The organism is Amycolatopsis saalfeldensis (assembly GCF_900110575.1).
GTDB lineage: Bacteria > Actinomycetota > Actinomycetes > Mycobacteriales > Pseudonocardiaceae > Amycolatopsis > Amycolatopsis saalfeldensis.
This window is the reverse complement of the sequence record NZ_FOEF01000003.1, coordinates 438,684-451,235: the sequence shown is the minus strand read 5'-3', so window position 1 is coordinate 451,235 and position 12,552 is coordinate 438,684. Positions and strand designations below refer to the sequence as shown.

At 72.2% G+C, this 12,552-nt stretch carries 11 protein-coding genes and 1 riboswitch; of the genes, 5 read left to right on the top strand and 6 right to left on the bottom strand.

Annotated elements, in window-relative coordinates; all coding sequences use genetic code 11:
• The first annotated feature begins 44 nt into the window (after window positions 1–44).
• Window positions 45–869: a MurR/RpiR family transcriptional regulator gene (locus BMY97_RS09730; RefSeq protein ID WP_091615656.1), complete on the top strand. Its 825-nt coding sequence runs from the start codon at window positions 45–47 to the stop codon at window positions 867–869.
• Window positions 835–2,175, top strand: coding sequence for an MFS transporter (locus tag BMY97_RS09725; protein ID WP_091615653.1), 1,341 nt, complete (start codon window positions 835–837; stop codon window positions 2,173–2,175). The genes BMY97_RS09730 and BMY97_RS09725 overlap by 35 nt, the downstream gene beginning before the upstream one ends.
• 265 nt (window positions 2,176–2,440) lie before the next feature.
• Here the strand turns inward: BMY97_RS09725 and BMY97_RS47755 are convergent, their stop codons facing one another.
• Window positions 2,441–2,824 (bottom strand): ATP-binding cassette domain-containing protein, encoded by a 384-nt coding sequence (locus BMY97_RS47755; protein WP_218156739.1) that lies wholly within the window; start codon window positions 2,822–2,824, stop codon window positions 2,441–2,443.
• A gap of 173 nt (window positions 2,825–2,997) precedes the next feature.
• Window positions 2,998–3,086: riboswitch (adenosylcobalamin (AdoCbl) riboswitch) on the top strand.
• Between the two features lie 47 nt (window positions 3,087–3,133).
• Between BMY97_RS47755 and BMY97_RS09715 the strand changes: the two genes are divergently transcribed.
• Genes BMY97_RS09715 through BMY97_RS09705 form a run of 3 tightly spaced genes read left to right on the top strand, consistent with a single transcriptional unit; the run spans window position 3,134 to window position 4,915 of the window.
• On the top strand, window positions 3,134–3,343 hold the full coding sequence (locus BMY97_RS09715) for a CbtB domain-containing protein (RefSeq protein WP_091615652.1): 210 nt from the start codon (window positions 3,134–3,136) through the stop codon (window positions 3,341–3,343).
• 34 nt (window positions 3,344–3,377) lie between these two features.
• Complete coding sequence (locus BMY97_RS09710; RefSeq protein WP_091615649.1) at window positions 3,378–4,223, top strand: CbtA family protein; 846 nt, start codon at window positions 3,378–3,380, stop codon at window positions 4,221–4,223.
• Entirely contained in the window at window positions 4,220–4,915 is a 696-nt protein-coding gene (locus tag BMY97_RS09705; RefSeq protein WP_218156738.1) for a (2Fe-2S)-binding protein, read from the top strand. Before BMY97_RS09710 ends, BMY97_RS09705 begins: the two co-directional genes overlap by 4 nt.
• Here BMY97_RS09705 and helR read toward each other — a convergent pair.
• The 5 genes from helR to BMY97_RS09680 all read right to left on the bottom strand — a co-directional run bounded on the left by helR (window position 4,852) and on the right by BMY97_RS09680 (window position 12,513).
• Window positions 4,852–7,107: an RNA polymerase recycling motor ATPase HelR gene (gene helR / locus BMY97_RS09700; protein ID WP_091615644.1), complete on the bottom strand. Its 2,256-nt coding sequence runs from the start codon at window positions 7,105–7,107 to the stop codon at window positions 4,852–4,854. The two genes, BMY97_RS09705 and helR, sit on opposite strands and share 64 nt — an antisense overlap.
• 1,070 nt (window positions 7,108–8,177) lie before the next feature.
• Entirely contained in the window at window positions 8,178–9,434 is a 1,257-nt protein-coding gene (locus BMY97_RS09695; RefSeq protein ID WP_091615641.1) for a glycosyltransferase, read from the bottom strand.
• Between the two features lie 126 nt (window positions 9,435–9,560).
• Entirely contained in the window at window positions 9,561–10,004 is a 444-nt protein-coding gene (locus BMY97_RS09690) for a MarR family winged helix-turn-helix transcriptional regulator (protein ID WP_245787239.1), read from the bottom strand.
• On the bottom strand, window positions 10,001–11,341 hold the full coding sequence (locus BMY97_RS09685; RefSeq protein WP_091616276.1) for an MFS transporter: 1,341 nt from the start codon (window positions 11,339–11,341) through the stop codon (window positions 10,001–10,003). Before BMY97_RS09685 ends, BMY97_RS09690 begins: the two co-directional genes overlap by 4 nt.
• Window positions 11,342–11,436: 95 nt before the next feature.
• Window positions 11,437–12,513 (bottom strand): YeiH family protein, encoded by a 1,077-nt coding sequence (locus BMY97_RS09680; protein WP_091615638.1) that lies wholly within the window; start codon window positions 12,511–12,513, stop codon window positions 11,437–11,439.
• Window positions 12,514–12,552: the final 39 nt, after the last annotated feature.

Sequence of the window (12,552 nt, the reverse complement as noted above, 5' to 3'; positions counted from 1 at the left end):
CATGAAACTATTCATTCGCCAGCTTGGCAAGGACGGAGGCCCGGGTGTCCCGGTCGCTGCACGAACTGCTCACCGCCCACCGGCTGACCCCGGCGCAGCGGCGCATCGCCAGCTACCTCGCCGACCACGCGGCCGACGCCGCGGCGCTCACCAGCGCCGAGCTCGCCGAGTACGCGCAGGTCAGCCAGCCTTCGGTGACCCGGTTCGTCGCGCTGCTCGGGTTCGAGGGCTACGCCGGGTTCCGCCGCTACCTGCGCGACGCCTCGGCCCGGCCCGAACCCGAGGCCGGCGGCACCAAGTTCCAGGACGCCATCGACGCCGACCTGCGCAACCTCACCGCACTGCGCGCGCAGCTGGCCGACGACACCCGGCTGCGCAGCATCGCGGCGGGGCTGATGGAATCCCGTCCGCTGGTCGTGGCCGGCTACCGGATCTCGGCCGCGCAGGCGGCGTCTTTCGCTTACCTGGCCACCAAAATTCACCCGGACGTCCGGTTGCTCACCGACTCCGGCAGCGTCTTCGGCGACTCCCTGCGCCACGCCGACCGGTGTGGCGCGCGGACCCTGGTCGTGGTCGCGCTCCCCCGCTACCCGCGGGAGAGCGCCGCCGCCCTCGAGCAGGCCCGTTCGCTGGGCCTGCGCACCCTCTTGATCACGGACCGGCCCGTCTCGGCGCTCACCCCGTACGCCGACGACGTGCTCAGCGCGGCCGTCGCGTCCGAGTTCGTGTTCGACTCCCACGCCGCGGTCGTCTCGCTGACCGTGGCGCTGGTCGAGGCGATGGCCGACGCGGCCGGCGCCCTGGCCCGGCAACGACTGGAAGGCTTCGAAGACTATGCCGCAGAGCAAGACCTCTTCCTCCCCGAGTGAGGGGGACGAAGCCACGGCTTTCGACGACGTCCCGCTCAACCGCTTCCACCTCCGGATCACGGCGCTGACCTTCTGCGCCAACTACTCCGACGGCTACGAGCTGGGCATCATCAGCATCGCCCTGCCGGTGATCGCCGCCCAGCTCGGCTTCGGCACGGTGTGGGAGGGGCTGCTCGGCGCGTCCGCGCTGATCGGGATCTTCCTCGGCAGCATCCTGGTGGGCTGGGCGGCCGACAAGGTCGGCAGGCAGCGGCTGTACACAGTGGACTTCCTGCTGATCGCCGTCGCGTCCGCCGCCGAGTTCTTCGTGCACGACCCGGTGCAGCTGTTCATATTGAGGCTGCTGATCGGCATCGGGATCGGCGCGGACTACGCGCTGGGGCCGACGCTGGTGGCGGAATTCGTGCCCCGCAAGTACCGCGGCGGGCTGCTGGCCTCGCTGACCGTGCTGTGGACGGTGGGTTACGTGGCAGCGTTTTTCCTGGGCAACTACGTGGTCTCCCTCGGCGGCGACTCGTGGCGCTGGCTGCTGGCGTCGAGCAGCGTGCCCGCGATCGCCGTGGTGCTGCTGCGCATCGGCGTGCCGGAGTCGCCGCGGTGGCTGCTCACGCAGGGCCGGGTCGAGCAGGCGCGGGCCGTGGTGCGCCGGCTCGGCGGCGACGACGGCGCGTTCGAATCGCTGGTCCGCACCTACCGCACGGTGCGGCGCGTGCCCTACCGCGAGCTGTTCGGCCGGAAGTACCTGCGCAACACGGCTTTCGGCGCGATCTTCTACAACGCGCAGGTGGTGCCGTACTTCGCCATCTACACCTTCCTGCCGCTGGTGCTGCTCAAGATGGGCGTCGGCGGGGAGGACACGACCAGCGACGGCCTGCTGAACCTGTTCCTGCTCGCGGGCAGCCTCGGCGGCCTGTGGCTGGTCGCCAAGATGAGCCGGCGCGGGCTGACGATCTGGTCGTTCGTGGTGCTGATCGTGTCCATGGCGCCGATGGCGATCTGGCCGGACGCGCCGACCGCGCTGCTGTTCCCGCTGTTCCTGGTCTTCACCTTCACCATGTCGGCGGCGGTCAACCTGGACCAGGTCTACCCGCCGGAGCTGTTCCCGACCGACCTGCGCAGCTCGGGCGTCGGCCTGCTCAACGGCCTCAGCCGGATCGGGTCGGCGATCGGCACCTTCCTGCTCCCGCTGAGCCTGGACGGGATCGGCTTCTCCCCCACCATGCTGATCCTGACCGTGGTCCTGGTGATCGGGCTGGTCGTTTCGGTGCTGTGGGCGCCCGAGACGAAGAACTCGGCGCTGGACTGAGACGCGTTCCAGGCTTCCCGCGCGGTGATCCGCCGAGCGTAACGGCCGTCTGCCGCCAAAAGTTCTTCGTGGCGCCCGAGTTCCGCGACGACACCACCGCCGAGCACGGCGATGCGATCGGCGTGCGTGATCGTCGAGAGGCGGTGGGCGATGACCAGCAGCGTGCGCCCGTCCGCCAGCTCCCGCAGGGCTTCGTGGATCGCGACCTCGTTCTCCGCGTCGAGGGCGGACGTCGCCTCGCCCAGCCGCACGATCGGCGAGTCCTTCAGCAACCGACCCGGCGTCCACGTCGAGGAACCGCCACCAGCTTCGTCACGGTCGTCTTGCCCGCGCCGGACGGACCCACGAGCGCCGTCGTCGACCCGGCGGGCACTTTGAGGGAAACTCCTTCCAGGAAAAGGGAATCACTGTATCTGAACCGCACGTCACGCAGCTCGACCGACGGCTCGCCTAGGTGGTCGGATTCCGAGCGCCGGCCGAGCACGTCGCCGGCGCGCTGCGCCATCTGCTGCCAGCTGTCCTTGCCGGTGCCGTTGAGGTAGCCCAGCGTCGGGAAGTCCTTGGCGAGGTCGTACTCGTCGCCGGCCAGGATCAGCTCCGGCTTGGCCGCGGCGACCTTCTCGAACGGCGGCCCGCTCTCGGCGTACACGGTCTCGACGCCCGCGCCGGGTTTCGCCCACGCCGCCAGACCGCTCGCGAACGACTGGTTCCGCGCCGAAAGGACCAGCCGAACTTAACTTAGCCTAACCACACCTCTACTCACCACTGTGATCACACCGGCAATTGACGCCCTCACACACCGCGACGTACTGTCGTGCGGCGCGGCGGTTTCCCGAAGCCGGTGAGAATCCGGCACGGTCGCGCCACTGTATGCCCGCACGCCGCGGGTGAGTCAGGTCGAGGAACCGCCGGGCAGCTCCAATCGATGTGGGACGCGTTATCCCCTGAAGGAGGCCCCATGACCGCCATTCCGGCCGAATCCTCGACCCCGGTCGTCCTGCCCGTGACCAAGGCGGTGCTCTGGCTCGCCGGCGCGACGCTGCTGGCACTCGCGCTGTACTACTTCATCGGCGTCGACCAGGGCGCGACCTCGGTGTTCGGCAGCGACATGCACATCCACGAGTTCGTCCACGACTCCCGGCACTTCCTCGGCTTCCCCTGTCACTGAGTCGCTGAAGCACGGAGAAACGGGACCACCGGACATGGAGAAGAAACTTCTCCTGCGGGGCGCGCTGACCGGCGCCTTCGCGGGACTGCTGGCGTTCGTCTTCGCCCGCGTATTCGCCGAACCGCAGATCCAGGCGGCGATCGACTACGAGAGCGGCCGGGACGCGGCGCAGGCCGCGCTGGACCAGGCGGCCGGGCAGCCCGCCGCGGAGGAAGGGCCCGAGCTGTTCAGCCGCGCCGTGCAGGCCAACGTCGGCATCGGCGCCGGGATGATCCTCTTCGGCCTGGCCATGGGCCTGCTGTTCACGGTCGTCTACACGGTCTGCCTCGGCCGCGTCGGCCAGGTGCGGCCGCGCACGCTGGCGCTGCTGGTGGCCGGCGGCGGGTTCCTCGGGCTGTACCTGGTGCCGTTCCTGAAGTACCCGGCCAACCCGCCGTCCATCGGGCACCCGGACACCATCGGCGACCGCGGCGGGCTGTACCTGATCATGGTCATCGGCTCGCTGGTGTTCCTCGCCGCCGCGGTCTGGCTCGGCCGGAGGCTGGCCCCTCGGCTGGGGAACTGGAACGCGTCGCTGATCGCGGGCGCGGCGTTCGTGATCGTGATCGGGATCCTGATGGCCGTGCTGCCACCGCTCGGGCACCTTTCGACGAACGTCGCCGAGTACGGCGTCCAGGCGACCGAAACCCCGCTGCCGCTGAAGAACCCGGCCGGCGTGATCGTCTACCCGGGCTTCCCGGCCGACACGCTCTTCGACTTCCGCCTCAACTCGGTCCTCGCGCAGGTGATCCTGTGGGGCGCGCTCGGGCTGTCGTTCGGCCCGCTCGCCGAACGGCTGATCGGCCGCGAACGCCGGGCCTCCGCCACGCAGGCCGCGTGACGGGGGATTTCACCGGGCTGGGCCCGTTTTTCGCGGTGCACACGCACGTCACGGGCGCCACGGCCACACCGCCGTGGCGCCCGCTCGACGAGCTGCTGACCGACGAGAGCGTGCTCGGCTCCCGCATCGCCGGCGTCCGGACCGCGCTGGCCGGCGGCCGCCCGGACGACGCCGTCGAGTGGCGTGTCGCGGCGTCGGTGACGCACCTCGGCCTGGTGGCCCGGCTCCTGTCCCCCACGCTCGCGTTCGCCGTCCGCGACGGCACGGTGCTCGACCTCGCCGGGACGTGGTGGGAGCCGGTGCCGGGCGGCGCGGTCCCGCTGTCGGTCCGGCCGCCGTCCGGGCCGGCTGCGCCGTTCTCGGACGGCGCCCTCGCGGACGCGCTGGCCGAGCAGGTCCTCGACGGCCCGATCCGGCGGATCACCGGGCTGTTCCCGTTGTCCGGCCGGGTGTTGTGGGGCAACGTCGCCTCCGCCGTGAACGGCGCCGCCACCATGCTGGCCGCCGACCGTCCTGAGTGGACGGACCGGGCCCGGGCGCTGGCCACGGCGTTGCTCGGCCGGGCGCCCCTGCGCGGCACCAGCACCCGCGCCGACGGCCGGTTCCGGCGGCGCAGCTGCTGCCTCATCTACCGCGTCGCCCCCTCCGGCACCGGCGCCGTCTGCGGCGACTGCGTGCTCACCCGGTCCTGAAGCGGCGTCGCGGCCCCGATTTCCGTGAGCCCGCTCAACGCCTGCGGCAACGGGCCCTGGTGCAGGACGCCGAGGCGCTGGGTGGCGCGGGTCAGCGCGACGTACAGCTCCGCCGCGCCGCGGGGCCCGTCGGCCAGGATCCGGTCCGGGTCCACCACCAGCACGGCGTCGAACTCGAGGCCCTTGGTCTCCGACGCCGGGACCGTGCCCGGCACCCCGGGCGGCCCGATCACCACGCTGGTGCCCTCGCGGCCGGCTTCGTCCCGGACGAACTCCTCGATGGCCCCGGCCAGCTCGGCTCCGGCAACCCGCCGGGACCACGGCCGGACGCCGCAAGCTCGGACCGACTCCGGCGGCTCGGCCCCGGGCGCGAACTCGGCGAGCAGCGTGGCCGCGACGGCCATGATCTCCGCCGGGGTGCGGTAGTTCACCGACAGCGACCGGTAGACCCACCGATCCGGCACGTACGGCTCGAGCACCGCGTCCCACGAGGTGGCCCCGGCCGCCGATCGCCGCTGGGCGAGGTCGCCCACCACCGTGAAGGAACGGCTGGGACAGCGCCGCATCAGCGCCCGCCAGTCCATTTCGGACAGTTCCTGGGCCTCGTCGACCACCACGTGCCGGTACGTCCAGTCCCGGTCCGCGCTCGCGCGTTCGACGAGGGTGCGGGTGTCGGCCTCGACGAAGCGCTCCGCCAGGTCCTCGGCGTCGAGCAGGTCCGTGGCGACCAGCCCGATGTCCTCGTCCAGCTCCTCGCGGTCCAGTTTGAGGATCTCCATCGCGCCGGCGGCGTACTCGGCCTCGGCCTTCCGCTCCCGTGCGGCGCTCCGCTCGGCGGCCTGTTCCGCCGACTTGTCGTGGCCCAGCAGGTCGACCAGCTCGTCGAGCAGCGGCACGTCCGACACCGTCCAAGCGGCACCGTCGGCGCGGTGGAGCGACGGGTCGGCGCCGGCCGCCCGCAGCCGCTCGGGCGACGCGTACAGCTGGGACAGCAGGGTTTCCGGGGTCAGCGACGGCCAGAGTCCGTCGAGCGCGGCGGTGAACCCGGCGTCCCCGGCCAGCTCCTTGACCAGGTCCGCCCGCATGCTCTCCCACTCTTCGCGGTCGTCGCGGGTCAGCCAGCCCCGGCCGATCCGCGCGATCGCCCGCTCGGTGAGCACATAGGTGACGATCTCCGCGAACACCGCGCGGGCCTCGTTGTGCGGCTGCCCGCTCGCGCGCGCCTCGTCCCGGGCCCACTCGGCGGTCTCCGCGTCGATCCGCACGGTGACGTCCTTGAGCCGGATCGGGATCGGCTCCACCGGCAGTCCCTGACGGTCCGCGACCGCCGCGCCCAGCACGTCCAGAATCTTGAGCGAACCCTTGTGCCGCGCGGCTTCCGGCCCGTCCTCGGCGGTGACGCGCCGGCCGGGCACGAGGTCGCCGGCGGTCATGAACACCACGTCGGACTCGCCCAGCGAAGGCAGCACGCGGCCGATGTGGTCCAGGAACGCCGGATTCGGCCCGACCACCAGCACCCCGTGGCGCTCCATCCGCTCCCGCTGCGTGTAGAGCAGATACGCGACGCGGTGCAGCGCCACCACGGTCTTCCCGGTGCCCGGGCCGCCCTCGATGACCAGCACGCCGGGATGGTCGAGCCGGATGATCCGGTCCTGCTCGGCCTGGATCGTCGCGACGATGTCGCGCATGCCCTCCCCCCGCGGCGCGTTGACCGCCGCGAGCAGCGCGGCGTCCCCGTGCTCCCCCTCGCCGGGGCGGCCGAGCACCTCGTCGGTGAAATCGGCCACCCGCCGCCCCCGCGTGTGGAACTGCCGCCGCCGGCGCACGTTCTCCGGATTGGCCCCCGTGGCCACGTAAAACGCCCGCGACGCCGGCGCCCGCCAGTCGAGCAGCGCCGGCTCGTACCCGTCCTCCTCGTCGAACAACCCGATCCGGCCGATGTAGGACCGCTCCCCCGAAAGCCCGTCCAACCGCCCGAAGCACAACCCGTCGTCGGCCACGTCCAGCCGCCGCATTTCGCGGGCCCGCGCCCGCACCTCGACGTCCCGCTCCATCGGCGTCCCGCCGTTGCCCCCCAGCGCCGTCGTGTACTCCCCCTCCACCCGCGCCCGCTCGGCGTCAAGCCTCGCGTAGAGCCCGGCCACGTAGCCTCGCTCGGACTGCAATTCCTCTTCGTACCCCTGAGTTGACACAAACCCCTCACAGCGGCTATTCTGATGTTATCGACGGCGGGTATTCCACGGGTCTTGATGAAAATGTGGAAGACACGCCGGTTTTTTATTGTCCACCCTTTGTCAAGCCCCCTTGTTGTCAAGCTCTGTTGCTGGTGCCGGGCTTTGAACGGGTGGGGCTTGGTGCTGGTACTGCCGGCGTGGAAGCCGGCGATCTTGCGTGATTCAGCCGGGCACTTGATTCGACCCGGGCATTCAACCGAACCTTCAACCGGACACCGACGCTCCCTTCCAGCCGATCCCGGTGGTCACCGGGATCACTCGGGCACAAGCCCTTTCTTCCGGGCGACCCTCGCGCCCGCCGGATCCATCCGAGCCCCTTCGCGCCCGCCGAATCCATCCGCTGCCCCCGAGCCCCTTCACGCCCGCCGAATCCACCTGGACACACGTAGCCTCGGCTGACCCCGCACCCCGCCGAATCCACCCAGGCACGCTTGCCCCGGCCGACCCTGCGCCCACCAGATCCACCCGGACAGGCACGCACCCAACCGATCCCCGGCTCTTACCGATTCCGCCCAGGCACGCTTGCCTCGACCGCGCCTGTGTGCCCGCCAGATCCACTCGGACACGGACTCCCTCCCGCCGACCGCCACGCCCGCCAAATCCGCCCGGACACGCGCGCTTCGCCCCAGCTGACCCCCGCACCCGCCGGATGAGCGCACTTCCCTCACCGACCCCCGCACCCACCCGACACGCACACATCCCTCACCGACCCCCGCACCCACCCGACACGCGCGCCCCCCACCGATCCCCGCGCCCGCCGGACACGCACACTTCCCTCACTGACCCCCGCACCCACCGGACACGCACACTTCCCTCACTGACCCCCGCACCCACCGGACACGCGCGCCTCCCCACCGACCCCCCGCACCCACCGGATTCACCGGGCACACGCGCCTCCCCACGCCTCCCCACGCCTCCGCACCCGGCCGCGTCCAGCAGGCCAGCACCCCCAGCCGACCCTCTCGCCCGCCGAATCCACCCGGACACAAGCGCCTCCCCCACCGACCCCGCGGATCCACCAGCCGACCTCACCCCCCGGCCGGCCTCAAGGACCGCCAGAAGTCACCCCGGCACGCGCACACCCTCCCGGCTGACATCTCGACCAGCAGCCCGGCCGCCACCGCTGCCCCGTCGGCGCCGGTGGTGGCGGCCACCGCGGCGGCGCGGGCGCGGAACTCCGGGAGCAGGGCCGTCCGGAGCGCACTGGACAGAGACTCGAGAGTCGGCGCCGGGCCGTCGTGGGCGACGCCGATGCCCAGGTCCGCGACGCGGCGCGCCCAGTACGGCTGGTCGGCCAGTTGCGGGACCACGACCTGGGGCGTGCCGGAACGGGTGGCCGTCGAGGTGGTGCCCGCGCCGCCGTGGTGCACGACGGCGGCCACGCGCGGGAACAGCGCCTGGTGGTTGGCCTCGCCGAGCACGAAACAGTCGTCGGCGTCCGGGGACAGGTCAGCCCAGCCGTGAGAGACGATCGCGCGGCGGCCCTGCGCGCGGACCGACTCGACGACCACCCGGGGCAGATTTTCCGCACTGTGCATGGGCATGCTGCCGAAACCCACGTAGACCGGCGGCGCGCCGGCGTCCAGGAACGCTTCCAGGTCGGCCGGGAGCGGGCGGTCGTCGGGCTGGAACCAGGCGCCGGTCTGTACGACGGCCAAGTCCGAAGCCGACGGCCACGGATCCAGCACCGGGTCCGCCGCCAGCCAGGGCCGGGCGCCGATCACGTAGTCCCGCACGTGGTCCACCGGCGGCAGCCCATTCCTGGCCCGGCACCCGTTCAACGCCTCCCCGAACAACGCGTCGACGCTCAGCGCATCCAGCTCCCACAGCACCCGGTTGTCGCGCACCCCCGGCGGAAACGGCCGGCCGGGGTACGCGAGCGGCGCGTGGTCCGGCGAGGGCAGCACCAGTTTCTGAAAACTCACGTACACCGACGGAATGCCCACCATCTCGGCCACCGAAAGCGCACCCGCCGCGGCCGGCAGCATGCCCGTCGCCACCATTGCGTCGCAGTCGCCGGCCGCCGCGGGGATCGCGGAGAACTGCGCGGCGATCACCCCGGCCGCGCGCTCGGGCAGGGACGACGGCGGCGGGGCGAGCTTCGTCAGCTCACGCGCCGAGGGGCCCACCGGCACCAGCGTCACCCCGGCCCCGGCCAGCAGCCCCTCGAAGTCCGGCGGCGCGCACACCCGCACGTCCGCTCCCAGCGCCCGCAGCTGCACCGCCAGCGCCAGCAGCGGTTCGACGTCCCCGCGCGACCCGTACGTCGACAACAACACTCGCACTCGTGGCTCCCCTTTTCACCGAATTCCGGCTGAGGACGACGATTCTGCGATACCACCCGGGTCTTGCGGCAAGCCCCCCGGTGCGCTATACCTTGAAAAGGGAAAGCGGTGAGCACTCCCCTTTCCCTAATCCTCCACCAGATCGTCGATCGCCGCGACGAGTTCGCGCAGTGCGGGCAGCGACGCCGTGAGCAGGTGCTGCCAGGCCGGGTGCAGCCGTTCCGTCGCCGCGTGCAGGATTTCCGCGTTGTGCGCCTGCCACTGCCGCACGGCGGACTCGCCCGCGGGCGTCAGCGCGAGCGCGACGGTCCGCCGGTCCTCGCCGCCGCCGGTCCTCGTGACGAGCTCACGGGCGCGCAGGCCGTTGGCCATGGTGGTGACGGAGTTGGGCGCGAGCTTCAGCAGCTGCGCCAGCCGGCTCGGCCGAGCGCCCGGGTTCTCCCCTATGCAGGACAACAGTTCCAGCTGCGCGACCGAAAGCGGGTTGTCCGGGTCCGCGCTGCGCGCCGCGCGGCGCATGGCCCGCCGGAGCCGGGCGACGACCTCGGCCAGCGCCGTCTCGTCGGTCACCGCGCGGTCCCCCGGACCAGCGCGCCCGTGACACCGGCGAGCACCCCCGCCGCGGCGAGCACACCGAGAGCCAGAGCCGACCCACCGAAATGGAGGCACAACGTCACCAGCGCGACACCCAGCGCGGTGCCCAGCCCACGGGCCATGTTCACCAGTCCTCCTCCGGTCGCCGACATCCTGTCCGGGACCGCGCCCATGATGGACGCGTTGTTGGCCGGGATGAACAGTCCCAGACCCAGCCCCGCGACGAACAGCGACACCCCGGTCCACGGCCCGCTCGCGCCGAGCAGTGCGAGACAGCCCCCCACCGCGACGGCCGCGCCGAGCACCGAGCGCGCGCGGGTGGTGAACGCCGGTGGCAGCACCCGGTCGGCGGCCAGCGCGGCGACCGCGAACCCCGCCGGCAGCGCGGTCAGCATCAGCCCGGTCGAACCCCGCGCGCCGCCGATCTGCGGCAGCAGCGTCAACGGCCCGAACAGCACGAGGTACCCGCACATCGCGCCCACCAGGCCGAGCGACACCGCGCGCGGCTGCAGCACCGAAAGCCGCACGACCGGGCTGCTCGCGCGCGCCTCCCGCCAGACGAACCCGCCCGCGGCGAGCACCGCGACGGCCACCAGCAGCGGCACCGGCAGCGGCAGGCCGGAAAGCCCGGACAACGCCAGGAGAACAGCGGTCGTCGACGTCGCCAGCAGCGCGACCCCGGCGCCGTCGAACCGGCCCAGCGGCGTGCGCTCACGGGTGCGCGGCAGCAGCAGCCGTCCGGCGATCAGGCCGAGCACCCCGACCGGCACGTTGACCAGGAAGACCCAGCGCCACCCGGCCGTGTTCACCAGCAGCCCGCCGACCGCCGGGCCCAGCGCCAGGCCGAGTGCCTGCGCGGCCGCCTGCACGCCGAGGGCGGCGCGGCGCCGCGCGGCCGGCACGCTGGTGACGACCAGCGCGACGCTGTTGGCCTGCAGCATCGCCGCGCCGACCGCCTGCAGCACCCGGAACGCGATCAGCCAGCCCAGCCCGGGGGCCAGCCCGCAGGCGATCGACGCCGCGGTGAACACCCCGAAGCCGTAGACGTAGGTGAGCTTGCGCCCGGCCGCGTCCGCGATCCGCCCGACCGCCGCGAGCAGCCCGACCAGGCTCAGCAGGTACGCAAGCGACACCCACTGCACCGCGGCCAGCGGCGCCGCGAACTCGGACTGGAGCGCGGGGAACGTCAGCGTGACGATGCTGGCGTCGAGCTGCCCCATGAACGCGCCGAAGCACACCGCGCCCACCGCGAACCAGCCCGCGTTCCGGTGCTCCCGCACCACCCGCGGCCGGGGCCGCTCTTCCAGCAGCACGCCGGACACCTCCGAATTCGTTCTTCAACAGAACTACCTTGTCACCATAACTCCACGAAGAGCGGGAAAGATAGTTCGGTGACCGAGTGAACAGCTCAGAGGGTGCCGGTCAGCGCCTGCAACCCGAGGCTGCTCAGCGCGACCGCGACCCACAGCAGCGCGCCGAGCAGCAGCGGGCGGCTCCCGGCCCGGCGCATGTCCGCGAGCCGCAGCGACAACCCGATGCCGGCCAGTGCCGTGGTGATCAGGAATGTGCCCAGCGCCGACAGCGCGGGATGCCAGGACTCGGGGATCACGCCGAGGCTGTCGAGCGTCGCGGCGGCGATGAAGCCGATCAGGAACAGGGGCACGATCTTGCGCCACGGCATGGCGCGCAGGCTGAAACCGGCACTCTCCTCACCGCGTTCCGCGGCCGCGAGGCGGGCGTCGCGGCGGGCCGTGCGGACCGCCAGGAAGATCACGATCGGGATCAGCATCAGCGTGCGGGTGAGCTTCACGACGAGGCCGTACGAGCCCGCGTCGCCGCCGTACGCGAAGGAAGCGGCCACGACCGAAGAGGTGTCGTTGATCGCCGTGCCCGCCCACAGCCCGAACGCGTGCGGGCTCATCCCGAGCAGGTGCCCGAGCGGCGGGAACAGCAGCACCGCCGCGATGTTGAAAGTGAAGATCGTCCCGATGGCGTACGCGACCTGCGCCTGCTTCGCCTTGATCACGGCCGTGGTGGCGGCGATCGCCGAGGCGCCGCAGATGCCCGTGCCGACGCCGATCAGGATCTGCGTGTCGCCGCGCACGCCGAGCCACCGGCCGAGCAGCCAGGCCCCGCCGAGCGCGACGGCCAGCGTGCCCAGCATGACCGGCAGCGACTGACCGCCGACGCGAACCACCTGCTGCAGCGAAAGCCCGGTGCCCAAGACCACAATGGACAGTTGCAGCACCGGCTTGGCCGCCACCGCGTACCCGGGCTCGAACCGCGGCGCGCGCAGGGCCGGCACGACGGCCGCGGCGAGCGCGCCCAGCAGGATCCCGAACACCGGCCCGCCGACGATCGGCACCAGCGCGCCCAGCGCCGTCGCGACCCCGGCGACGAGCAGCGCGACCACGAGCCCGGCGACCCCCCGGACCGGCGGCCGCCCCACGGCCGGCGCCGGTGGGGTCTCCTGGGTCGCCGTCATCGCGCCCTCCCTGCTCGAGTAAATGTACGTACATTTACG